The following is a 23046-nucleotide window of genomic DNA, read 5'->3' as shown; positions in this document are numbered from 1 at the left end:
ACCTGCCCCCGCAGGTGTTCATAAAACGCATATCCGATACAGCTTACAGCCACAATTTCAATAGCCACTCCTGTTTGCCGGTGCCCTTGGCGTAGGATTTCATCGTCAGCGATACCGGCAGCGCTTTAATATTGCTATCGGCCAGTGTCGCCAGAGCCTGGTAAGTATCCAGATAGGTGCCGGAAAAACGGATATTTCTGATATTTATGGCAATCCCTTTAGGATTTTTCTCGTCAGGGGCAACGGGCTTTTTAGCTTTGGAATCTTTAGCTTTAGGATCGACGGTTTCTTCCGGCGTTAGAAGATCCTTGAGCCAGTTCCGCGTACTTTGAAGTGATTTGGACAGATTTTTTTCGCCCGACTGGTCATTGGGAATCTCTTCAAGTATCTGCAAATGGTTGTCATCGAAAATAACGGTAATGCGGTCTATGGCGTCATTGGTCGAGCGTTCGGGAGATAAAAAACCGCTTTTAGCCGCCAGTGCCGCATGGAGGGCTTTACTTTCCTGTTCAAGCTGGGTGACCTCTTCCTCCAGCCGTTTTTTCTCCTGTTCCATGCCCGGCATCGAATCCGCGTTGATGCCCTTACTGAACATCTCCATATATTGTTGCTCGGCTTTTTTGGACTTTTCCGTGATAAAGCCGCTGATAATCGCAAAATAAACCACCAGCACGCCCAGCGCCGGCAGGATGCGTTTAAGCTGTTGCTCTCGTTGTTGTTCGGGTGTCATAGTCATTCAGGCGTTAATTCGTTTTTTTATCCGGCTCATGATGAAACCCTTCGATGCCTTTATCGCGCAGGGCGATTTCAAATTCCCAGGGGCCGCCGTCTTCAAGCAGGTTCATGTTCTTTTTGGTCGGCGCCAGGATTTCCCAGCCAAGATCCGCCAGTTTCAGCTCCAGATAACCGGCCAGTTTGTTGGTTGAGACGGCATCCAGACTGATGCCGCGAATTTTTATGTCATCGTTTTCGGCGATAATTTCCTCCAGCACCAGATTTTCGGGACGGCCCGAGGCAACGGCGGCCAACAATCGCGAGGGGCGGTGCTGCAGCGCCTTGATCATTTGCGGCAACGTGTCCGAGTCGGCCTTAAGCTTGTCGAGTTTTGTTTTCAGCTTGTCGCGCTTGTCGCGATCGCCGCCCATGGATTTGCGTAAGGCGGTTATCGATGTTTCGACCTTTTTCAGCGCTTCGGACTCCTGGGTGAAATGCCGGGTTTGATACAGATGCCAGCTTAAATGGCCTATACAGATCAGTACGGCCACGGAGCCGCCGGAAGCCATCAGCAACAGATCCTTGTTGAGCCTGGACTGATAGCGCAGCATCGGGACCGGGGGCGGCGTTTTCTTGACTAGCGTGCCGGCCCATAAGGCCAGCCATTCCGGTATCCGCTCGGCATTGCCTAAGTGCAGCGTATAAGCGGTTTCAGGCAATAACTCGATTTTATTGTTCAGCAGGGTTTCGGTGTGCGGGGCCGCGCCTTGTTCGTTCAGCCATTGTTCCAGTTGCGTATGCCAGTGGCGATAGTCAAAAGAGAATAGCTGCATGGAAAGGCCGCTGTCGGGATGGCGCCGCAACGCGACCAGCTGGTTGGACCAGCATTCCATTCTCAGCCAGTCCTCATGCGCCGGGTTGGCCAGTGATTGCGGCATGGCGGCAGGGTGCAGCAGGCCGCCCAGCTGGCTGCCGGTTTTTTTTACGGCTTTATGGATGTCTTCGAAATGCAGCTGATTGATCTGGCTCACCCAGTATGTGCTCATTTCATCCTTGTTGCTGAGCAGGTGATAGGCCAGTTGCATGTCCATTGCGGACTGGCCGGTCAGCCCTTCCAGTTCGAATTGCAACGCCTGCAGCAGTGTGGCCTCATCAACGCCCTCCACCTGCATGGAGGGGATGCTCAGCAAGGCGATCGGCAGGCGCATATACAGCAGCCAGACCTTACGGCCCAACGGTCTGCCATTGCCGGCGATCTGCCCGAAACAGTCGGCCAGCTTCGCCGTCGTCGGGCAGTTAACATTTATTGTGGCCATTTCGTTGATCAGTACGCCCGCCTTATCGACGTCGACACGAAAGGTTTTAGCCTCGGTGATGAACAGCACGCTGTGGGCCGGGCGTTTTTTAAACAGGGGGAATTTCATAGGTTTGCAGTTACAAATAAAACCTTGGGTTCGTTACAGCGTTAAAGACGCACAGCCGGGACGGCTAAGTGTCTTAATGCCCATACCGCTGCATTCTTATGAAAAATGCAGGGGTATGAGGTGGATGAGGAGGCATCCGTATCCTCTTCATCCGTCATCCGTGATAGGCATCTCCTTGGGTATCTTTCCGTCATCCTTTGCGGAAACCGCCGGGCGTCGGTATGGGGTGCCTAGGGCCCGGGTTAGCGGAGTTGTTTCTGTTTGATAAGATGGCCAATGATGTTTTGGCCATTCTGTTAAGCTGATGCGGAGCGGGCGCGAGAGGTGTGTGCCCGTTCTGCCTGGCTTTTAAATATGGCGGATTCGCTGGCCGCTAATCCGCCTTGGAGGTTAAGGTTGGGCTGCCGGACGGCATGGCAACCCAACCTGAGCGACTACGGATTAGTTAGCAGCAGCTCTATTGTTCCAGCCTTGAGCCAGCAGCGTATTTACACCAACCAAGGCAGCTGATTCAGTAGTTGGCACGTTAGCTACTATGCCCAAAAACTTCGCTGGTTCGGTGATAGTGGAGCACGCGCGGGTAGTATTGATCGCATCGTTACCGGTGTTAGCGGCATCTACCTGCAAGATTGCAATGAAGTGGCCGTAAGCTTGCTGAGGGCCAAATTGAGCGTCTTGAGGGAAGTACACAGGTGCAGCTGCCATCGTGGACTGGATCAATTCATTGTTGTCGCCAATACCAACAGCAATGTAATCATAGCAAGTGTCGCTGTAGACCATAGCGTCGCGACCTAATGCTTGTGCTAGATGAGCTTCAGTAGAGTCTGTGTAATCAAGCATACCACCAACCATACCGCCGACCCCTGCAACGCCCTGAACAGCTGCAAATATAGCAGAACCGTCAGAATATGCGCCACCAGCCGGGTCACCAAGCATAAGCATGCCTGTGCTGGTGCCAAACGTTTTATTTTGGGCGTTAGGATCGTTTGCTACCGCCATGTTGATTCCGGAGGCTGCTAGCGATTGTGCCTGAATAGAGTCAGCAGCAAAAGGCGCTGGGGTGAACAAGCCTGGATTCGCCAAGCCGCAATAGACTGCGCCTGCTGTTGCACCTGTACAAGCACCGCCAGCGCTGCCCGCATCAGCCAGACCGTTGATTAACGTGTCCACATGCGGCGGCAGTTTATTTTTGTCAGTTACGTAACGACCCACCGCATTGTTCAACTGCGTCAGGTTATTGGAGTTGGTGCTGTCATGGGTGGTCTGGGTAAAGCTGCCGACATAAGGCACCAGCAAGCCCGCCAAGCCGATCAGGATCAACAAGACAACGGTCAATTCAATTAAAGTCATACCCGCCTGGCGAGCCATATTGTTATAATGCTTCATGAAGGGTTACTCCCTATTTTTATTAGTTAATGATTAATTTAAAGTTGCCATTAACAAAGTTGTTGGCGGCAGAGCTCGACCCTCTGCCGCCAACCGGGGGTAACCTTTCCCCCACACTCCCAAACTTCCTTTAGCTCGCCATCCCGGCTCTGCCCATCCGTGGAATGAATTAACTCGTATGGTCAGCACATATAGAGCAATTGCTGTGCCAGAGTTGTAAGCAACGGATTACTAAGAAATTATTATTTCTAGATACAAGGCAATTTAATAAACTGTGTGAAATGCCGCACTTTTTATGGATTGTATGTGGCATTTGACTTAGTTTTTGTTATAAGTAATTGAATTAAAAATAAATTATTATTTTTTTGATTGAGTCGTGCCTTAAGAATAAATGTGTGAAATGCATCACTTTTTTGGGGTTATGCATGACATACGACCGGCTTGTATTTGTAATTTGTTGATTACAAAGAACATTATTTTTTATTGAGTTATCCTTAAAAATAAATGTGTGAAATGCCGCACTTTTTGTAGGGTAGATGTGTGCGGATCAGTCTGGTAGGGTACGCATCGCGTACCTTTTTTGAAAGTTAAAAATTGTTGGCATTGAATAAGGTACGCGATGCGTACCCTACAGAGTTGCAATGCGTGGTAGGCTGGGTTGATAAAACCGGCATTTCGGGGCTGCCTATGCCGGGTTTCCGCTAAAGCTCCAACCCAGCCTACCGTACTTGCAAGCGCATGCGGATGCAAGAGGGGAGCCTGGCAGGGGTTACATGGCGGAATTTTGATAACCATCCGGACATGGGGACACAGCATTAGGAACGCTTCCGCTTTCTTTTGGCCAGAATATGGCGAATCAGCAGGATAAGCAGGGTCACGGCGGTCAGAGGCATCACAAACGTCATCATGATCCTGCTGAATATCGGCAGCGAATCGTGCTGTATCGAATCCATGATCAGGTACGAGGTATAGGCGGCGTAATAGGCCATAAACAAAAAGCCTTCCCAGCGGTTGATTCTAAAGCCGGTAAAAAAGACCGGCAGGCACGCGATAGCGACGGCGATCATCACCGGGATGTCAAAATTCAGGGCGGCAGGAGACACATCGATGCCTGCCGGCGCGACTATGGAACTCAACCCCAGCACGGATAATACATTGAAAGTATTGCTGCCCACGACATTGCCGACAGCGATGTCGCGTTCGCCTTTCAGGGCGGCTACCACCGACGTGGCCAGTTCCGGCAGGGAGGTGCCTATCGAGACGATGGTCAATCCTATGACCAGCTCGCTGATGCCGAGAGCATGTGCCAATGCGACGGCTCCCTCGACAAGCCACCTGGAGCCCATGACCAATAAAACAAGCCCGGCCGCGATCCACACTACGTCTTTAAACCAGGGCTCCGGTTTAACCTGTATTGGGTGTTCAAGCTCGCGCGCGGCATGGTTTTCCCTGCGGCTCTGCCAAATAAGAAAAACGGTATAGAGCACTAACAATGCGAACAACAGGCCGCCTTCCAGTCGATTGATTGCACCGTTCAGACTCAGGCCATACATCAGAACAGACACGCCTATCATCAGCGGAACATCAAGCCTCATCAACTGGCTCGACACCACGAGGGGGCTGAGCAGGGCGGAAAGGCCAAGAATGAACAATACGTTGAAAATATTACTGCCGACCACGTTGCCGACCGCCATGTCCGGCGATCCCAGGTAAGCCGCCTGCAAATTAACGGCAAGCTCGGGCGAGCTGGTGCCGAAAGCCACAATGGTCAGGCCGATGACCAGCGGTGAGACTCCAATGGACAGCGCCAGTTTGGAGGCGCCTCTTACCAGCCACTCAGCCCCCGCCACGAGGCAGAAAAAACCGGCAATCAACTGGATGGCAATGCTCATATGTTTACAATCCCAGGGTCATGGCAAGTATTTGATATTACTCAATAGTCGAAAGTTTTTACGCCGCACGTTGTGAGGAAAAATATAATTTGGCGCCGCCCGTTACCGGGCATTCATTTTTAGCCTGAATACCGTGCCAAAATTGATCTGATAGAGGAAAATCGGACCGGAAAGCGCTATGATAATCCCGCACAATCCGCTGAATTTAATCAATAGGACAATTACGTGAATAAAAATATCTTACGCCACTTGGCACTATTGGCTTTGATGCCCATTGCCGTCCATGCCCAGTACCCTAACATGACTGAAGAACAGATGCAGAAAATGATGGAACAGGCCCAGAAGATGCAGGCTTGTGTCAGCCAAATCGATCCGGCGGTCATGGAAAAAATGGCTAAACAGGGCGAGGCTTTGCAAGCCGAGATTTCAGCCTTGTGCAAAAGCGGCGATCGCGATGGCGCCCAGGAACGGGCCATGGCCTATGGGAAGGAGATAATGAATGATGAAGGCATGCAAGCCATGAAAAAATGCGGCGAGGAGATGGTCCAGACAATGCCGCAAATGAATCTTGCAAAAGATTACGGCGATAAAAAACAAGGTCATGTCTGTGACAACTATTAGCGCTTAAGGCTGGCCTATAGACAGGACTGATGTCCATTGCCTCCAGGCGTTGTATAACAATAAAGAACCATGAGAGGGTATTATGATATATCAAGTCGAAGGTGATATTTTGTTGAGCAAGGCACATGCCATGGCACATGGCGTAGGTCTCAATGATCCGATGGACAAAGGCCTGGCGCTGGCGCTGCACACCCGGCATCCAACCATGCGGAAGGATTTCGAGCGCTGGTGCCATCAGCACAATACCAGGCCCGGCGAGGCGTGGCTGTGGGTCGGACCCGATAATGCCCGTATCATCCATCTGATCACGCAGGAAAACGTGGATTCTCCCGAACATCATTTCGGCAAGGCGACGCTCGGCAATGTGAAGCATGCCCTGGATGCCCTGGTGAAAATCATTTCAAAAGAAAAAATAACATCGATCGCCCTGCCGCGACTGGCGACAGGCACGGGCGATCTGGACTGGGACGACGTCTGGCCGCTTATCGAGAACAGTCTGGGCGAACTTGATATTCCGGTGTATGTCTATACGGCCTATCATGCCGGCCAGCAAGCCCATGAACCGATAGTTTGAAACAGTGCTGCTAAGAAGTTTACCGGCACAAAATACCTTAGACCATAAAAGAGAAGATTATCTTGCCTGAAACTATTCAATTAAAAATTCATCACGTCAGTATTATTGTGGCCGATACGGCGAAATCACTGGCGTTTTACAGCGGAGTGCTGGGCCTGACAACCTGCGAGCGACCTAATCTGCCGTTTCCGGGCGCCTGGATGCAGCTTGGCGTGCAGCAGCTTCATCTGATCGAACTGCCCAATCCCGATCAGGGCAGAATAGCGCCTGAACACGGCGGTCTGGATCGCCATACCGCTTTTCTGGTCAATGATTTCCAGGCCGCTCGGCGCAAGCTGGAGCAGCAGGGCATTAAGTATACTTTGAGCAGGTCGGGCCGGCCGGCCCTGTTTTGCCGCGACCCGGACGGCAATGCCGTGGAGCTGATTCAGGACCCTGATGTCGCGCATTAATTGGCGCCTGCCGTAGGGTCGAATTAATTCGACCCGAGGAACGTCTGCTATTATTAAAACGTCGTGTCACTGTCATTCAGTGCGAATACCCAAAGGGCACAAGTGAATTCGCACCTACGGAAGCTTTGTAGCCCCAAAAGGTACGCAGTGCGTACCCTGCCAATTCCCGTTAAATAATCGCTTTGATCGCATCGGCCAGCAAGGCGTCGAGGTTTATACAGGATGTCGGATGATCGATGCTGTCCGTGCTCCAGATAGCTTTGATGCCGGCTTCGAGGATGTGGGTTTCGGCGTCGCCACAGAACAGCGGATGCGTGACGGCGACATAGATATTGCTGGCGCCGGCCTCCTTCAGCAATCGGGCCGCCTTGGTCAGCGTTCTGCCGGTGCTGGCCATGTCGTCTATGATGACGACGGGCTTGTTGTCGTAGTTGTTTGCCGGCAAGGTCATTTCAACGTGTTTATCACCCAGTCGCTCTTTATGCGCGATCGCATAGTCGAAGCCGATTTGCCGCGCGATGGCGGCGACCCATTGTTCCGATTCGCTGTCCGGCCCCAGCAGTACGGCGTAATCGAGTTGCTTCTTCAGGAAGCGGCCGATCTCATCGGCCGCGGTCAGGCTGATCGCGTTTTTGATCGGGATTGCTTGAGCCAGTGATGAGATGCGGTGCAGGTGCGGGTCGACGGTCAGCACGTCATCAAACAGGCCGGCCAGCATCTTGCCGATGATGCGTTGACTGACCGCCACGCCGGGTTGGTTGGCGAAATCCTGACGCATATAACTCAAGTAAGGCGCGACGAGGGTCAGGCGTTTGACGCCCAGTTCGCGGGCCGTGGAGGCGCACAGCAGCAGTTCGATCAGTTTGCCGTTGGGCTGATTGAGGCTGCGGCAAACGATAACGTGTTCCGGCAATGGCGACGGCAACTGAACAAAGCTCTCGCTGTCGGGGAAGTGGTGTACCGTGACTTCGGCCAGTTCGGCATTCAGGCGAATGGCAAGCCGTTGTGCCTGGCTCAGATAATCGGGGAAGGCGAGTATGATCATGGTTGGATTCCGGATTAGAAGGCGATCAGCGACGTAAGGGCCAGTTCGTCATCGCCAATGGTATAGCCGTTATTCTGCGTGGACAGATTCTTGGCGAAGGTGAAATCGGCAGGGAATTCGGCATGGATGCGGTATAAAACATCGCCTTTTTTTACTGCATTGCCCAGTTTCTTAAACAAGTCGACCCCGGCTCTTTTCAGCATGGGGGCGCCGGCAAGGCTCGCGATTTTGGCCATCTGGAAGTTGTCGATATTGGTAATGAAGCCGTCGCGGTCGGCATAGACTTCATGACACAGCTTTCCGACACGCAGGTCGATCTGTTTGGGACCTTGCGCCTGAATCAGCGCGTTCATCTTGGCCCAGGCCCGGCCGGATTCCAGTATATCGCGGGCGATGGCGTAGCCCTGGCCGCCGCGCACGTCGGGGTCGAATTCAATAATCCGGCCGGCCAGTTGCAGGGCTTTCTGGCGCAGATCCGTCGCCGCATCAGGATCATTCTGCAATACCTGCATGACATCCCGGGCTTCCAGCACCGGACCTATGCCGCGGCCTATCGGCTGGCGGCCGTCTGTAATCATGACTTCCAGATGGATATCGAGGCGGTCGCCGACGAATTCAAACAATTTGCGCAGGGCCAGGGCCTGTCGCATGTGCCGGACTTTGGCCGTGGGGCCGACGGGAATATCGATCAGCAGATGCGTGGAGCCGGCGGCGAGCTTCTTGGACAGGATCGAGGCCACCATTTGCCCTTGCGAATCGATGCCCAGCGGGCGTTCGACGGAAATCAGCATGTCATCGACCGGCGCCAGTCTGGCCGTTCCGCCCCAGGCCAGGCAACCGCGTTCCTGGCGCACGATTTCATGCATCTGATCGGGCGACAGATTGACTTCGGCCAGCACTTCCATGGTATCGGCCGTGCCGGCCGGCGAGGTGATGGCGCGGCTGGATGTCTTCGGAATCAGCATGCCATGCGCGGCGACAATCGGCACGACCAGCATCGAGGTGCGGTTGCCGGGAATGCCGCCGATGCAGTGCTTGTCGGCGACCAGCGGTTCCTGCCAGTTGATTTTTTCGCCTGATTGCAGCATGGCGCGGGTCAGGTAGAACAGTTCGTCGCGGTCCAGATTATTTTGCCCCGTTGCGACCAGAAAGGCGGCCATTTCCATTTTCGAATAGCGGGCTGCGGCGATATCGGTGGTAATGCCGATGAAGTCATCCTGATCGAGCCGCTCGCCATTGATCTTGCGGCGCACCGCATCCATGGATTTGGGATGTTCGGCATGATCAACTGTTACGAGGCTGCCTGCGGCGACATTCAGTTGCGCGAACGCCTGCTCGGATAAGCCCAGTTGGTCCGGCAGCACGATCGATGAATCGTCGACGACATTGAGCACGGCAACCACCTTGGCGCCATCCGTGCTGACCAGGATTTTGGACAGAGCCTGGAACCCTTCAGCGCGGTAAATGCCGCATTCGCGATGCATATAGGCGACGTTTTCGTGATAGGTATCGATGGCGATACGGCGTATTTGTAAGGTATCGGTACTCATGGATCAACTGTTCAGTCAGATAGTGGGGTCGATGATGCGATCTGGGCTGGCTAATGTCAACAAACGAATGATCGGATTCGGGATTTGCATAGGCTCCGGCCAAGTCCTATCATGCGCTTTACTTTGCCTTTTAATTTTGGGGAACATACATGGAAAAATGTGCATGGGCACTGGCAGGCCCCCTGGAAGAACAATACCATGATCTTGAATGGGGCGTCGCTGTGCATGACGACCGGCTGCTTTTTGAATTTCTGATACTGGAAGGCGCGCAGGCCGGCTTGAGTTGGGCCACGATTTTGAAAAAACGCGCCGGCTATAGAAATGCTTTCGATGATTTTGATGCCGAGGCGATGGCCGGCTATGACGCTATAAAAATCGATACGCTATTGAGCAACCCGGAAATCGTCAGGAACAAACTGAAGGTGCATGCCGCTGTCAGCAATGCTCAGGCGTTTTTAAAGGTCCGGCAGGAGTTCGGCGCATTCGATGAGTATATCTGGCAATTTGTTGACGGCCGGCCTGTGCGCAATGCCTGGAAAAGCGCGGCCCAAATCCCCGTGACGACGCCGGCATCCGATTCAATGAGCAAGGATTTAAGACGGCGAGGCTTTAAATTCGTGGGCAGCACAATCTGCTATGCCTATATGCAGGCTGTCGGCATGGTCAATGATCATACGATCGATTGTTTCAGATACGGACAAATCTAAAAAATTCATGCGTGCACGAAAAGCATCAAGAACAACCTATCATCATTACAATGTCGGCGAAGCGCTGTCGCCGTGGCGGGAATCGCTCAATACGGTTATTTTCGGCTCCGAGACCCCCATGGGCAGGGCGTTCGATATCGGTTTGAGCATCAGCATCGTGCTCAGTGTGATTGTGGTCATGCTTGACAGCGTTGAAACGGTCCAAAATCAGTACGCGCAAACCTTGTATATTATTGAATGGATGTTTACCTTGCTTTTTACACTGGAGTACGGGCTGCGCTTGACCAGCGTGAGACGGCCCTGGCTGTATTTCAAGAGTTTCTTTGGCCTGGTCGATCTGATCTCGATATTGCCCAGCTATCTGATCCTGCTGTTTCCGGGCGCTCAGGCCATGCTCGCTATACGCATTTTACGGCTGCTGCGGGTTTTTCGTATTCTCAAGCTATCGGCCTACATGGACGAAGCCGAAATCATGATGACGGCATTAAGCAAAAGCTCGCGTAAAATCATGGTGTTTCTTTACTCCGTGTTTATGCTCGCGATTGTGTTCGGCTCATTGGTGTATGCCGTGGAAAGCAGGGAAGCGGGCTTTACCAGTATTCCGACATCGGTCTATTGGGCTATCGTGACACTGACGACGGTCGGTTATGGCGATATTTCGCCGCAGACGCCGCTGGGTCAAGTGTTCGCTTCGACAATCATGATCATGGGTTATGGCATTATCGCGGTGCCTACCGGCATTTATAGCGCCGAGTTGATCAGAACGTACACGGCTAGAAAAGTCAGGAATGACGCCTGTCCCGATTGCGGTCAGACAGGACATGATTTCGATGCCGATTATTGCAAATACTGCGGCCACGCCTTGGAAGATTAGGTAGCATGGCCCAAGCCGTTTAATCCATTTAGAAGGAGATCATTGCTATGCGTTATCTACATACCATGGTCCGGGTCCATGACCTGGACGAATCGCTCGATTTCTACTGCAACAAGCTGGGGCTGGTCGAATCCAGCCGGATAGACAACGACAACGGCCGTTATACGCTGGTTTATCTGCACGCGCCGCGCGATGCCGAACTGGCCGCCAAGAACCATGCGCCGCTGATCGAACTGACCTATAACTGGGATGCCGAGGACTATGACGGCGGGCGCAATTTCGGTCATCTGGCGTTTGAAGTCGACAATATTTACGAAACCTGCCGGAAACTGATGGATGCGGGGGTGCCGATTAACCGTCCGCCGCGTGACGGCCATATGGCATTCGTGCGTTCACCCGACAACATCTCCATCGAATTGTTGCAAAAAGGCCATGCGCTGGCTCCTGAAGAGCCATGGTTTTCCATGCAAAACACAGGCAGCTGGTAATATGAAATTTCCGGTACATAATCCTAGGGTCCGCAGCTGAAATTCAGACCGCGGCGATCAAATTTTCCTATGTCCATTATTTCAGAAACAGTCAGTGAGCGGCCGTTGCCCGTCTCTTTTCGGGAAGCTTTTTTTTACTGGCTTAAGTTGGGTTTTATCAGTTTCGGCGGCCCGGCCGGACAAATCAGCATGATGCACCAGGAGCTGGTCGAAAAGCGCCGGTGGATATCGGAGCACCGTTTTCTGCACGCCTTGAATTACACGATGGTGCTGCCGGGCCCTGAAGCGCAGCAGCTGGCAACGTATATCGGCTGGCTGATGCACGGCGTCTGGGGAGGCATCGCGGCCGGCGCGCTGTTTGTTTTGCCGTCGCTATTCATTTTGTGCGCGTTGACCTGGATTTATCTGGCGTTCGGCGATGTGCCGGCCGTGGCCGGCATTCTGTACGGCATCAAGCCGGCCGTGACGGCCATTGTTGCCGTTGCCGCGCACCGGATCGGCAGTCGCGCGCTCAGGAACAATGTCCTGCGTGCCATTGCCCTGCTGGCATTTGTCGCGATCTTCGCCGCCGATGTGCCTTTCCCTCTGATCGTCGGCGCGGCCGGACTGATCGGCTATCTGGGTTCGCGCATAGCGCCCGACTCGTTCAAGGCGGGCGGCCATCATGCCGCTGCACACAAGTCGTATGGTCCCGCTCTGATCGATGATGATACGCCCATACCGGATCATATGCGCTTTAAGTGGCCCCGGCTCCTGCTGTTTGCCTGCACGGGGCTTTTAATATGGGGAGCTATGATCGCTGCATTGGCCGCAAGCTATGGCTGGACAGGCACGTTGACGCAAATGAGCTGGTTTTTCACCAAGGCGGCCTTGCTGACCTTCGGCGGTGCCTATGCCGTGCTACCTTATGTCTATCAGGGCGGTGTCGAGCAATATGCCTGGCTGACCGGTACGCAGATGATAGATGGGCTGGCCTTGGGCGAGACTACGCCGGGGCCTTTGATCATGGTTGTTGCATTCGTTGGCTTTGTCGGCGGCTGGACCAAGGAAATTTTCGGTCCGGAATTGCTGCCATGGGCAGGCATGGCCGGAGCGGCGATCGCGACGCTATTCACTTTTTTGCCTTCCTTTCTGCTTATTTTTCTGGGCGGACCTTCCGTGGAAGCGACACGTCATGATATGAAGTTCACGGCTCCGTTAACCGGCATTACCGCGGCTGTTGTCGGCGTCATCGTCAATCTCGCCTGTTTTTTCGCCTACCATGTGTTATGGCCACAGGGCTTGGATGGTGCATTCGATTGGCTATCGTGCCTGATCGGGGCTAGCGCTTTTATCGCCTTGTTCCGGTTTAAAGTCGGCATCGTTTCGGTAATTGCCGCTTGTGCCGTCATAGGGTTGGTTCATTCCTTAGTGCTTTTGTAATGATAAAAATAGGCCGATTTTTTATCTTGGCTTATTAAACAAGGCTCTTAAAATGCTGAGTACAACCGGGTGATTTTAGTCGACAGGCAATATTTTTCATGCATAAACTGCGAGGCCTGTCACAAATTTGGCAACCGGTCCTCGTCTTCAGGTTGAGCAGCTTGATGGATGTGGTGACGCTTAAGACTTAAGTGAAAACCTGCTGCATGGATACACAAAACCGTCTTTTTAAGATCTGCTTGCTGAGCCTGTCCTTTTTCATTGCCCTGATACCGTCCTGTGCTGGTTAATGCCTGCGATGGCGACAGCGTGTTCAACTGAGGCAACTATTTTTGTTCGTGCTGAAAGCCCACATTAAGCGTTTGTTCATTACCGATTACGGCAAATTCTTAACCTGAATCAGTTTTAAAGACTGTCCTTAACATCATTTGATTTTCAGAGCGCGCGCTTTCGAGAAATTGAAAGCTTTCTCTAGCTTTGGCTGATATGATTCGTTCATTTTTTGCCGGATTCCATGGAGCGGTCCGGCAAGCTATGAATGATTGAGGTGACTATGCAAGAACTTACCAACCAAGAACTCTACCAAGCCCTGGAATATGCCAAGAGCATTGACGAGGACACGGGCAGGAAAATGCTTGAGCAATTCCAGCTTGATCAGACCGCGCTCGCCCAGACCATTTTCGGCATATTTCCGCCGATTATTGCCAGGGAAAACCAGGACATGTCTTATTTGTTCATGGACCTGTGTTTCGATGTGCTTTGCGTTTTTCAAAAAGCCTTCGGTCCTCTGCCTTCTCAAAATGACATGGATTTTGACTGGGCGGCAAAGCAGGCGCTGCTTCTGGACGCGGAACTGCAATCGTTGATCAGGGAAAATCCTATGGATGACAAGATCAGAGCCAAGCTGCAGGATAGATTCGCAAGTCGGGCAGTCGAGGATACTCCTCAGATAGGGTTGGTCAAGCTCATGAATGAAGTGATCGATGATTATGCCTCGGAAAGCCCTAGCCGGGTTCCGGCCATCAAGCCCACTCAAACCATGATCGCTGTCGTAATCCGCCTGTTTAACAATCTTTACAGTCAGGCAAATGGCGGAGGGCTTTAGGCTATCTGGTCTCAAATGGATTATCAGTAGTTTTCCTATTGAAATACGCCATTCTCTGGGTTAGATGCTAAACGATAAAGAAGGATTCTTCAGAAGACGTATGTTCTGCTGGAATAATCGTTTAGCGTGATGAGAATACAAGCCGCTTGTTTGCATCTGCAATGTCGTTTTGCAATTTGCCTGATCTTCGTACTGTCGATAGGACTGATGAGCGGGTGTGCGACGCGTGTGGCGCCGCCACGGCAACTGAGTGAACCCGTGTCCGTGTTTCTGCTGGATCATGGGCATCATTCCAGTCTTGTGCTCCCCGGCGAAAACGGAGGGTTGGTACGATATTCCTACGGCGATTGGCGGTATTACGCCCTGGGTCAGACTGATCTGTTTACTGGCTTTAAGGCTTTGTTCAGAAAGACTCCGGGAGCGCTGGGCCGCCGCGAATTGCCGGGTCCGCAGACCGCAGCAAACGTACGCAGCCTGATACGCATAGGAATCGAGCAGCTATTCGAACTGCATGCAGAAGCATCGGATGCGAGCCGATTGCGTGACGATTTGGATAATTTGTTCAACGCGGGGCTGGCATCGCGGGTCTACAATGCGAAAATGGATCTGGACTTTGTGCCGCACCCTGAACCCTACACACTTTGGCATAATTCCAACCTGATGGTGACTCGGTGGCTCGGTGTTTTGGGGTTTGATGTGCAGGAGGAAAGGCCGATAGGTTCGAACTGGAGCGTAGTCGGTGATCGATCGACGCATAGATGACTGAATTGGGAAGTTAATCGATTCGCTTGTCCAGTATAAGCATCTGTTATTCTGGGTTTAACCGAAGCTGATTGACGCTAAATCTGTTTAATCCATATGGGTTCGGTATAAAAAAAGGCGACTGCGCTTATGCAGTCGCCCTAACAGGTATTAACATGAATTAATTTTTCAGATGGCGTTTCTGATCCGCTCCAGGGCATTTTCCAGATTGGCCATGCTGGTGGCAATGGAGATGCGGATATGGCCGGGGCAGCCGAACGCGGAACCGGGAACCAGCGCGACGCCAGCCTGTTCGATCAGGTATTCGGCAAACTCAAGATCATCATTGATGTTGTCGAGTTTCGCAATCAGCTTTTCTACATTCGGGAATACATAAAACGTGCCGTCTGTGCCTATGCAATCGATGCCGTCCATTTTATTGAATTCCGCGACAACGAAGTCATGGCGCTTTTTGAACTCGATACGCATGTCGTCGATAAACGATTGATCGCCGCTCAAGGCCGCTTCGGCGGCGACTTGCGAAATCGAGGTCGGGTTGGAAGTGCTTTGCGACTGGATCGTGCACATGGCAGCGATCAGGTCGACGGGTCCTGCGGCATAGCCGATACGCCAGCCGGTCATCGAGTAGGCCTTCGAGACGCCGTTCATGACGACAGTACGATCGTACAGTTCAGGGTGCGCATTCAGGATATTAACGAACGTGCCTTTTTCCCAGAGGATATGCTCATACATATCGTCAGTGGCGATAATAATGTTCGGGAAGTCCTTGAGCACATCGCCGATGGCTTTCAGTTCATCCAGCGTGTAGGCGATACCGGACGGATTGGACGGGCTGTTGATGAACATTAACCGGGTCTTGTCGGTGATGGCCGCGCGCAACTGTTGCGGCGAGATTTTAAATTGCTGTGCCTGTGTGGTTTCAATAATGACCGGCACGCCGTCTCCTAGCAGCACCATGTCAGGATAAGAGACCCAAAACGGTGCCGGAATAATGACTTCATCGCCGGGATTGATCAGTGCTTGAACCAGATTGTACGAGCTTTGCTTGCCGCCACAGGAAACCAGGATCTGCTTGGGCTGGTAATCGAGGCCGTTGTCGTTTTTAAACTTATTGATAATGGCTTTTTTTAAGCTTGGAATGCCATCCACTGCAGTATATTTGGTAAAACCGTTGTCTAGTGCATTGACCGCGGCTGCTTTGATGTGATCCGGCGTATCGAAATCCGGTTCGCCTGCACCTAGGCCAATAATATCTCTGCCTGCAGCGCGCATTTCCGCAGCTCTGGCGGTAATGGCCAGAGTAGGAGAGGGTTTAACTGCTTGCACTCTATCAGATAGTTTGATGCTCATATTCCGCCGTGTAAAATCAATGTCAAAAATAACGAGAATTATACTCTATGTATAATGGCTTGCTAATAGTCCGCTATTAAAAATGATTAATTTCTTGAGAAGTATTGAGTGAAAAAACAATTTAAAATTCAAAGTCGATTCAAACCAGCCGGCGATCAGCCGACAGCCATAAGGCGGATCGTTGAAGGCTTGAATGACGGAGAAGTCCACCAGACACTGTTGGGCGTCACGGGTTCCGGCAAGACTTTTACGATCGCGAATGTGATCAACGAGGTCCAGCGACCTGCCATGATTATGGCGCCGAATAAAACGCTAGCGGCGCAATTATACGGCGAAATGAAAGAGTTCTTTCCCGAAAACAGCGTCGAATATTTTGTCTCGTATTATGACTATTACCAACCAGAAGCCTATGTGCCAGCTTCAGACACATTTATTGATAAGGATGCCTCGCTGAACGAGCATATCGAGCAAATGCGCCTGTCTGCCACCAAAGCACTGATCGAGCGGCAAGATACAATTGTGGTCGCGACTGTGTCAGCGATTTATGGCTTGGGTGAGCCGGAATCGTATTTCAAAATGGTCTTGCATTTGGTCAAGGGCGATATGATTGATCAACGTGCCATTTTGCGCCGTCTGGCAGAAATGCAGTATACGCGTAATGATGTGGAACTGCGTCGTTCTACGTACCGCGTGCGCGGCGAAATCATCGATATTTTCCCTGCCGAATCCGATCAGGAAGCCTTGCGCGTTGAATTGTTTGATGATGAAGTTGAGCGTCTGTCACTGTTCGATCCGCTGACTGGCGAAGTCTTACGCCGCGTGGCGCGCTATACGGTCTATCCGAAAAATCATTACGTCACGCCGCGCGAGCAATTGTTATCCGCCGTCGATGCGATCAAGATCGAGCTCAAAGAGCGCCTGGAGCAACTGCGCTCGTTAAACAAGCTGGTCGAAGCGCAACGGCTGGAGCAAAGGACATTATTCGATATTGAGATGATACTGGAGGTCGGCTATTGCTCCGGCATCGAAAACTATTCGCGTCATTTGTCGGGCAGAGGCCCCGGCGAATCACCGCCGACTATGTTTGATTATCTGCCGACTGACGCGCTGGTCATTATCGATGAAAGTCATGTCACGGTGCCGCAGATCGGCGCAATGTATAGAGGTGACCGCTCACGCAAGGAAACGCTGGTAGAATACGGCTTCAGATTGCCTTCAGCGCTCGATAATCGACCGTTGATGTTTGAAGAATTCGAGGCGAAATCGCCGCAGCGCATCTATATATCGGCAACGCCCGGTCCCTACGAAAAAGCACACTCCGGCGTATTCGCCGAACAGGTGGTCAGGCCGACCGGGTTGCTTGATCCTGAAGTAGAAGTGCGCCCGGCCACCACGCAGGTTGACGATTTGCTGTCGGAAATCAACTTGCGCATTGAGTTAAAGGAGCGCGTGCTGGTGACGACGCTGACTAAAAGGATGGCCGAAGATCTGACCGAATATTACCTGGAACACGGCGTGCGTGTGCGCTATCTGCATTCCGACATCGATACGGTGGAGCGTGTCGAGATTATCCGGGACTTGCGCCTGGGGCAGTTTGATGTATTGGTCGGCATCAATTTGTTGCGCGAGGGACTGGATATCCCGGAAGTATCCCTGGTTGCCATTCTGGATGCCGACAAGGAAGGTTTTTTGCGTTCGGTCGTATCGTTAGTGCAAACCATCGGTCGCGCCGCCAGAAACGTCCACGGCAAGGCTATTCTGTATGCCGATCGCATGACCAAATCCATGCAGCAGGCGATCGATGAAACCGACCGCCGCCGTGAAAAACAGCGCCGCTTCAATGCCGAGCATCATATAGAGCCGGCCACTGTTTACAAATCCGTGACCGATATCATGCAGACGTCGATTCCCGGCGCCGGCATCTCGTTCGGTGGCGAGAAGAGAAAGGTCGCAGAGCTGGCGGCGGATTATAAGGTTATGACGCCTAAGCAACTGGGCAAAAAGATGAAGCAGTTGGAAGAGGTTATGTATCAGCACGCCAAGAACCTTGAATTTGAGCAGGCGGCAAAAATCCGCGATGAAATTAAGGCGCTCCAGGAGGAAATGTTAGTTTAAAAAGTTGCATAATAAAATTCTGTCAGTATAATAGCCGGCTCTGAAGTTACACAGGCTTCAGGCGCGTAGCTCAGTTGGTTAGAGCACCACCTTGACATGGTGGGGGTCGTTGGTTCGAGTCCAATCGCGCCTACCAGACTTTATAAAGCACTGCTCGGCGGTGCTTTTTTTATTGTACTAACTAAACTATAGTTGACGAAAAATGCCGGTAATTACCCTTCCTGATGGCTCTCATCGCGAGTATGACCAAGCTGTTACAGTGATGGATGTTGCCCAGTCCATTGGTTCCGGATTGGCCAAGGCGACTTTGGCGGGCAGGGTGGATGGAAAACTCGTCGATGCCAGTACCTTAATCGATCACGACGCCACTCTTCAAATCGTCACGGCAAAAGACGAAGACGGTGTCGATGTCATTCGTCATTCCACTGCACACCTTTTGGCCCAGGCTGTCAAAGAATTATTCCCTCAGGCGCAAGTCACTATCGGTCCGGTTATTGAAAACGGCTTTTATTACGATTTTGCCTACGAACGACCTTTTACTCCCGATGATCTGGCTGCCATCGAGAAAAAAATGCAGCAACTGGCCGATGAGGATTATCCGGTCAAGCGTTCTGTATTGCCCAGGGATGAAGCAGTAAAATTCTTCAGAAATCAGGGCGAAGAATACAAGGCCGAAATCATCGAATCCATTCCCGCCAACGAAGATTTATCTTTGTATGAGCAGGGCGGATTTACCGATTTGTGCCGTGGTCCCCATGTGCCGAGTACCGGTAAATTAAAAGCCTTCAAACTCATGAAAATTGCCGGCGCCTATTGGCGTGGTAATTCCGACAATGAGATGCTGCAGCGTATTTACGGGACGGCGTGGAGCGATAAAAAAGAATTACAGGCTTATCTGCATCGTCTGGAAGAAGCCGAAAAGCGTGACCACCGTAAACTGGCCAAAACCCTGGATTTGTTCCATTCGCAGGATGAAGCGCCCGGCATGGTGTTCTGGCATGATAAAGGCTGGACCATTTATCAGCAGGTTGAGCAGTATATCCGGCAGAAACTGCGTACTAACGGATACGGAGAAGTGAGAACCCCGCAAGTTGTGGATCGTTCTTTATGGGAAAAATCCGGACACTGGGATAAATTCGGCGATATGATTTTCACGACGCATTCGGAAAATCGTGACTACGCCATTAAGCCCATGAATTGTCCTTGTCATGTGCAGATTTACAATCAGGGTATTAAAAGCTATCGGGACTTGCCGATCCGTCTGGCGGAATTCGGCTCCTGTCACCGCAATGAGCCTTCGGGTACTTTACATGGTCTGATGCGGGTCAGAAATTTCGTGCAGGATGATGCGCACATCTTTTGTACGGAAGGTCAGATTCAGGATGAAGTATCGACTTTTATTGACTTGCTGTTTGATGTTTATAGGGATTTTGGCTTTGAGGAAGTCATCATCAAATTATCGACCCGCCCGGAAAATCGTGTAGGTGATGATGCAGTCTGGGATAAGGCTGAAAATGCGCTGGAGCTGGCGCTTAACAACAAAGGCCTGAAGTGGGATCTGCAGCCGGGCGAAGGTGCTTTTTACGGGCCTAAAATTGAATTTTCATTAAAAGATTGTATCGGTCGTGTCTGGCAGTGTGGCACGATTCAAGTTGACTTCTCCATGCCTGGCCGGCTGGGCGCTACTTACATCGCCGAAGATGGATCTAGGCAAGTTCCGGTTATGTTGCACAGAGCTATACTTGGTTCGTTAGAGCGGTTTATCGGTATTTTGATCGAACAACATGCCGGCACATTCCCGGTCTGGCTGGCGCCGGTGCAGGCCGTATTGATGACTATTACTGATCGACACGCCGAATATGCGTCAGAACTTGCGCAAAACCTCGGTAAACAAGGCTTCAGGGTGAAAATAGACTTGAGAAATGAGAAGATCGGGTTTAAAATTCGCGAGCATTCAATGCAGCGCGTGCCATATCTTTTGATTATCGGGGATAAGGAACTGGAAGATCAAACCATCTCAGTGCGCACGCAAAAGGGTGAAGATTTGGGTAGTCTGTCAATTAGTGCATTTACCGAACGGTTAAAAAAAGAGATTGAAGACAGAAGTTAACAATATTTGGAGGATTAAGATATCGCTGCTAAAAAAGATGAAACGCGCCTGAATGATGCCATCACTGCAAGACGAGTGAGGGTGACAGGAGCAGATGGTGAAGCATTGGGCATTATCTCGTTAGACGAAGCCAAACAGATTGCTTATGCTGCGGACTTGGATTTAGTGGAAATATCGCCAAACGCGGATCCTCCCGTTTGTAAGATAATGAACTATGGCAAATACCAGTTTGAGCAAAACAAAAAACTGGCGATTGCCAAGAAAAAACAAAAACAGATCCAGGTTAAAGAAATCAAATTCAGGCCCGGAACTGATGAAGGGGATTATCAAGTTAAACTTAGAAGTTTAACTAAGTTCCTGAACGATGGCGACAAAACCAAAATTACCGTGCGGTATCGCGGACGCGAGATGGCCCATCGGGAAATCGGCATGGATTTGTTGAAGCGTATAGAAAAAGATTTGGAAGAGTTAGCCACCGTCGAGCAGTTTCCTAAGATGGAAGGTCGTCAAATGGTCATGGTCATGGCGCCGAAGAAGAAAAAATAAACCGCCACCTTTTCCATTAGACATTTTAAAGATATCAGGCAGCACAAGATGTGCTGCTGAAGGCGTCATTCTATGATGCGCATAATTCTTCAGGGCCATGCATTTTGCCTTGCTGGGTTATTTTCTCAGGGATTCTGTATTTATAATTATTGGAGCAAACAAATGCCAAAAATAAAAACCAACCGTGGCGCGGCCAAGCGTTTTAGACGCACAGGCAACGGCGGTTTCAAATGTGGTCAGTCGCATAAACGTCATATTCTGACTAAGAAAACCACTAAAAGAAAAAGACAGTTACGCAAGCCGGCAACTATTCATCCATCAGATGTGCGCATGGCAGCACGCATGATGCCTTACAGCTAATAAAGGAGCGGAATAATGCCTAGAGTAAAACGCGGCGTAACAGCCAGAGCAAGACATAAAAAAGTTTTAAAGCAAGCGAAAGGCTACTACGGTGCGCGTAGTCGCGTTTATCGCGTTGCCAAGCAAGCGGTAATCAAAGCAGGTCAATATGCTTACCGTGACCGTAAGCAGAAAAAACGCCAATTTCGTGCGTTGTGGATCGTCCGTATCAATGCGGCAGCCAGATTATGCGGTATGTCATACAGTCGCTTGATCAATGGTTTGACCAAAGCGAATGTAGCGATAGACCGCAAGGTTTTAGCAGACATAGCTGTACGTGATATGGAAGCTTTTGCTGAAATAGCGAAAATCGCTAAAGCAAATCAAAGTCCACTTTGAAATAAAGAAGACGATTGCTCTTGCTGAGCAATCTGATTATTCCCCCCTCTCCGGTCGGGGAGGGGTGGGGTGAAGGTTTAACCCTCCCCTGATTAAAAAATCCTTTTGGATCATCCTCCCCATCTACTTAAATAAGCGAGTTGAGCAGTGTCGGCCACTCTAGAAGAAATTCTCGCGCAGGCATTACAACAGCTTGCGGAAGCACAAGATCTTAATCAACTCGATCAGGTCCGTGTTCAATATCTCGGCAAAAAGGGTCTGTTTACCCTGCAGATGAAAGAACTCGGTAAGCTTGATCCTGAGCAGCGCCGTTCCGTTGGGCAGATCATCAACGAAGCCAGAGATCAATTTCAGGAACAGCTGGAAACCAGAAAAAATACGCTGGAACATGCTGCATTGGAAGAAAGGTTAGCCAGCGAGCGTGTCGATGTTACCCTGCCGGGACGAGGGCAGTTCGTTGCCGGATTGCACCCGGTGACAACTACATTAAGAAGAATTTCCAAGATTTTTGCCAGTGTCGGCTTTAAAGTAGTCGAAGGGCCTGAGATCGAAGACGATTATCATAATTTCAGCGCCTTGAACATTCCTGAGCATCACCCGGCGCGGGCCATGCATGACACATTTTACTTTGACGCGCATACGGTCTTGAGAACACATACCTCGCCTGTGCAGATCCGAGTCATGGAATCCGAGCAACCACCGCTCAAAGTCATCGCGCCAGGACGCGTATATCGCTGCGATTCGGATCTCACTCACTCGCCCATGTTTCATCAGGTAGAGGGTTTTCTCGTCGATACCGATGTCAGCTTCGGCGATTTAAAAGGTGTGATTTTCGAGTTTTTACAGGCGTTTTTCGAAAAAGATGTTCAAGCCCGTTTTCGTCCATCTTATTTTCCGTTTACCGAGCCTTCGGCGGAATTTGATGTTTCATGCGTGATGTGCGACGGTCAGGGTTGTCGTGTGTGTAAGAATACCGGTTGGTTGGAAGTAGGCGGGTGCGGTATGATCCACCCCGAAGTCTTCAAATCGGTGAATATCGATCACGAACAATTTTCAGGATTCGCATTCGGCATGGGCGTGGAACGTCTGGCTATGATGCGATACGGCATCAACGATTTGAGATTATTTTTTGAGAATGATCTTAAATTTTTAGAACAATTCAAATAAGTTG

General features: G+C 51.1%; 22 protein-coding genes and 1 tRNA gene. 16 read left to right on the top strand and 7 right to left on the bottom strand.

Going from position 1 to position 23046, the window contains the following annotated elements; genetic code table 11:
- Positions 1 to 43: 43 nt before the first annotated feature.
- The 4 genes from METLU_RS0112085 to METLU_RS0112070 form a co-directional block, all read right to left on the bottom strand.
- Complete coding sequence (locus METLU_RS0112085) at positions 44 to 736, bottom strand: hypothetical protein (protein WP_155920543.1); 693 nt, start codon at positions 734 to 736, stop codon at positions 44 to 46.
- Positions 737 to 743: 7 nt separating this feature from the next.
- Entirely contained in the window at positions 744 to 2138 is a 1395-nt protein-coding gene (locus METLU_RS0112080; RefSeq protein ID WP_027158435.1) for a hypothetical protein, read from the bottom strand.
- A 441-nt stretch (positions 2139 to 2579) separates the two neighbouring features.
- Complete coding sequence (locus METLU_RS0112075) at positions 2580 to 3524, bottom strand: type II secretion system protein (RefSeq protein ID WP_027158434.1); 945 nt, start codon at positions 3522 to 3524, stop codon at positions 2580 to 2582.
- Positions 3525 to 4339: 815 nt separating this feature from the next.
- The gene (locus METLU_RS0112070; RefSeq protein ID WP_027158433.1) at positions 4340 to 5416 is read right to left on the bottom strand and encodes a calcium/sodium antiporter; all 1077 of its coding nucleotides are present in this window, start codon (positions 5414 to 5416) and stop codon (positions 4340 to 4342) included.
- Between the two features lie 225 nt (positions 5417 to 5641).
- Between METLU_RS0112070 and METLU_RS0112065 the strand changes: the two genes are divergently transcribed.
- The 3 genes from METLU_RS0112065 to METLU_RS0112055 all read left to right on the top strand — a co-directional run bounded on the left by METLU_RS0112065 (position 5642) and on the right by METLU_RS0112055 (position 7063).
- Positions 5642 to 6037: a hypothetical protein gene (locus METLU_RS0112065; protein WP_027158432.1), complete on the top strand. Its 396-nt coding sequence runs from the start codon at positions 5642 to 5644 to the stop codon at positions 6035 to 6037.
- Positions 6038 to 6119: 82 nt separating this feature from the next.
- Positions 6120 to 6611, top strand: coding sequence for a macro domain-containing protein (locus tag METLU_RS0112060; protein ID WP_027158431.1), 492 nt, complete (start codon positions 6120 to 6122; stop codon positions 6609 to 6611).
- A 62-nt stretch (positions 6612 to 6673) separates the two neighbouring features.
- Entirely contained in the window at positions 6674 to 7063 is a 390-nt protein-coding gene (locus METLU_RS0112055) for a VOC family protein (protein ID WP_027158430.1), read from the top strand.
- 169 nt (positions 7064 to 7232) lie between these two features.
- Here the strand turns inward: METLU_RS0112055 and METLU_RS0112050 are convergent, their stop codons facing one another.
- Both METLU_RS0112050 and METLU_RS0112045 read right to left on the bottom strand, forming a co-directional pair.
- Entirely contained in the window at positions 7233 to 8108 is an 876-nt protein-coding gene (locus METLU_RS0112050) for a ribose-phosphate diphosphokinase (RefSeq protein ID WP_027158429.1), read from the bottom strand.
- Between the two features lie 14 nt (positions 8109 to 8122).
- Positions 8123 to 9658, bottom strand: coding sequence for a thymidine phosphorylase family protein (locus METLU_RS0112045; protein WP_027158428.1), 1536 nt, complete (start codon positions 9656 to 9658; stop codon positions 8123 to 8125).
- 149 nt (positions 9659 to 9807) lie between these two features.
- On the opposite strand from METLU_RS0112045, the gene METLU_RS0112040 reads away from it, so the two are divergent.
- The 6 genes from METLU_RS0112040 to METLU_RS0112015 all read left to right on the top strand — a co-directional run bounded on the left by METLU_RS0112040 (position 9808) and on the right by METLU_RS0112015 (position 15016).
- The gene (locus METLU_RS0112040) at positions 9808 to 10365 is read left to right on the top strand and encodes a DNA-3-methyladenine glycosylase I (protein ID WP_027158427.1); all 558 of its coding nucleotides are present in this window, start codon (positions 9808 to 9810) and stop codon (positions 10363 to 10365) included.
- A 7-nt stretch (positions 10366 to 10372) separates the two neighbouring features.
- Positions 10373 to 11239, top strand: a complete 867-nt coding sequence (locus tag METLU_RS0112035; protein WP_027158426.1) for an ion transporter — start codon at positions 10373 to 10375, stop codon at positions 11237 to 11239.
- A 47-nt stretch (positions 11240 to 11286) separates the two neighbouring features.
- Positions 11287 to 11727, top strand: coding sequence for a VOC family protein (locus tag METLU_RS0112030; RefSeq protein WP_027158425.1), 441 nt, complete (start codon positions 11287 to 11289; stop codon positions 11725 to 11727).
- Positions 11728 to 11796: 69 nt separating this feature from the next.
- Positions 11797 to 13149, top strand: a complete 1353-nt coding sequence (gene chrA / locus METLU_RS0112025) for a chromate efflux transporter (RefSeq protein ID WP_027158424.1) — start codon at positions 11797 to 11799, stop codon at positions 13147 to 13149.
- Between the two features lie 553 nt (positions 13150 to 13702).
- Positions 13703 to 14254, top strand: a complete 552-nt coding sequence (locus tag METLU_RS0112020) for a hypothetical protein (RefSeq protein WP_027158423.1) — start codon at positions 13703 to 13705, stop codon at positions 14252 to 14254.
- 126 nt (positions 14255 to 14380) lie between these two features.
- On the top strand, positions 14381 to 15016 hold the full coding sequence (locus tag METLU_RS0112015) for a hypothetical protein (protein WP_155920542.1): 636 nt from the start codon (positions 14381 to 14383) through the stop codon (positions 15014 to 15016).
- A 168-nt stretch (positions 15017 to 15184) separates the two neighbouring features.
- Here the strand turns inward: METLU_RS0112015 and METLU_RS0112010 are convergent, their stop codons facing one another.
- Positions 15185 to 16366: a pyridoxal phosphate-dependent aminotransferase gene (locus tag METLU_RS0112010; RefSeq protein ID WP_027158421.1), complete on the bottom strand. Its 1182-nt coding sequence runs from the start codon at positions 16364 to 16366 to the stop codon at positions 15185 to 15187.
- A 108-nt stretch (positions 16367 to 16474) separates the two neighbouring features.
- On the opposite strand from METLU_RS0112010, the gene uvrB reads away from it, so the two are divergent.
- From uvrB to pheS, 7 genes are all read left to right on the top strand, one after another.
- Positions 16475 to 18481 carry an excinuclease ABC subunit UvrB gene (gene uvrB / locus METLU_RS0112005; RefSeq protein WP_027158420.1) on the top strand — a complete coding sequence of 669 codons (2007 nt, stop codon included), beginning with the start codon at positions 16475 to 16477 and terminating at the stop codon, positions 18479 to 18481.
- 59 nt (positions 18482 to 18540) lie between these two features.
- A tRNA-Val gene (locus METLU_RS0112000) sits at positions 18541 to 18617 on the top strand.
- Between the two features lie 66 nt (positions 18618 to 18683).
- On the top strand, positions 18684 to 20591 hold the full coding sequence (gene thrS, locus METLU_RS0111995) for a threonine--tRNA ligase (RefSeq protein ID WP_027158419.1): 1908 nt from the start codon (positions 18684 to 18686) through the stop codon (positions 20589 to 20591).
- A 21-nt stretch (positions 20592 to 20612) separates the two neighbouring features.
- On the top strand, positions 20613 to 21137 hold the full coding sequence (gene infC / locus METLU_RS0111990; RefSeq protein ID WP_081679092.1) for a translation initiation factor IF-3: 525 nt from the start codon (positions 20613 to 20615) through the stop codon (positions 21135 to 21137).
- Between the two features lie 72 nt (positions 21138 to 21209).
- The gene (gene rpmI, locus METLU_RS0111985; protein ID WP_434487524.1) at positions 21210 to 21497 is read left to right on the top strand and encodes a 50S ribosomal protein L35; all 288 of its coding nucleotides are present in this window, start codon (positions 21210 to 21212) and stop codon (positions 21495 to 21497) included.
- Between the two features lie 15 nt (positions 21498 to 21512).
- On the top strand, positions 21513 to 21875 hold the full coding sequence (gene rplT, locus METLU_RS0111980; RefSeq protein WP_027158416.1) for a 50S ribosomal protein L20: 363 nt from the start codon (positions 21513 to 21515) through the stop codon (positions 21873 to 21875).
- 147 nt (positions 21876 to 22022) lie between these two features.
- On the top strand, positions 22023 to 23042 hold the full coding sequence (pheS, locus tag METLU_RS0111975; protein WP_027158415.1) for a phenylalanine--tRNA ligase subunit alpha: 1020 nt from the start codon (positions 22023 to 22025) through the stop codon (positions 23040 to 23042).
- Positions 23043 to 23046 lie beyond the last annotated feature (4 nt).

This window comes from Methylobacter luteus IMV-B-3098 (assembly GCF_000427625.1).
Taxonomy (GTDB): domain Bacteria; phylum Pseudomonadota; class Gammaproteobacteria; order Methylococcales; family Methylomonadaceae; genus Methylobacter; species Methylobacter luteus.
The sequence above is the reverse complement of the archived record's forward strand: the minus strand, read 5'-3'. Positions and strand labels throughout refer to the sequence as shown.

Excerpts from the sequence above, each read along its gene's own strand:
- METLU_RS0112085 (WP_155920543.1), bottom strand. The coding sequence starts at position 736 with ATGACTATGACACCCGAACAACAACGAGAGCAACAGCTTAAACGCATC.
- rplT (WP_027158416.1), top strand. The coding sequence starts at position 21,513 with ATGCCTAGAGTAAAACGCGGCGTAACAGCCAGAGCAAGACATAAAAAA.
- METLU_RS0112070 (WP_027158433.1), bottom strand. The coding sequence starts at position 5,416 with ATGAGCATTGCCATCCAGTTGATTGCCGGTTTTTTCTGCCTCGTGGCG.
- METLU_RS0112020 (WP_027158423.1), top strand. The coding sequence starts at position 13,703 with ATGCAAGAACTTACCAACCAAGAACTCTACCAAGCCCTGGAATATGCC.
- thrS (WP_027158419.1), top strand. The coding sequence starts at position 18,684 with ATGCCGGTAATTACCCTTCCTGATGGCTCTCATCGCGAGTATGACCAA.
- METLU_RS0112060 (WP_027158431.1), top strand. The coding sequence starts at position 6,120 with ATGATATATCAAGTCGAAGGTGATATTTTGTTGAGCAAGGCACATGCC.
- METLU_RS0112075 (WP_027158434.1), bottom strand. The coding sequence starts at position 3,524 with ATGAAGCATTATAACAATATGGCTCGCCAGGCGGGTATGACTTTAATT.
- rpmI (WP_434487524.1), top strand. The coding sequence starts at position 21,210 with ATGATGCGCATAATTCTTCAGGGCCATGCATTTTGCCTTGCTGGGTTA.
- METLU_RS0112050 (WP_027158429.1), bottom strand. The coding sequence starts at position 8,108 with ATGATCATACTCGCCTTCCCCGATTATCTGAGCCAGGCACAACGGCTT.
- METLU_RS0112035 (WP_027158426.1), top strand. The coding sequence starts at position 10,373 with ATGCGTGCACGAAAAGCATCAAGAACAACCTATCATCATTACAATGTC.
- METLU_RS0112080 (WP_027158435.1), bottom strand. The coding sequence starts at position 2,138 with ATGAAATTCCCCCTGTTTAAAAAACGCCCGGCCCACAGCGTGCTGTTC.
- METLU_RS0112010 (WP_027158421.1), bottom strand. The coding sequence starts at position 16,366 with ATGAGCATCAAACTATCTGATAGAGTGCAAGCAGTTAAACCCTCTCCT.
- chrA (WP_027158424.1), top strand. The coding sequence starts at position 11,797 with ATGTCCATTATTTCAGAAACAGTCAGTGAGCGGCCGTTGCCCGTCTCT.
- METLU_RS0112045 (WP_027158428.1), bottom strand. The coding sequence starts at position 9,658 with ATGAGTACCGATACCTTACAAATACGCCGTATCGCCATCGATACCTAT.
- METLU_RS0112040 (WP_027158427.1), top strand. The coding sequence starts at position 9,808 with ATGGAAAAATGTGCATGGGCACTGGCAGGCCCCCTGGAAGAACAATAC.
- METLU_RS0112030 (WP_027158425.1), top strand. The coding sequence starts at position 11,287 with ATGCGTTATCTACATACCATGGTCCGGGTCCATGACCTGGACGAATCG.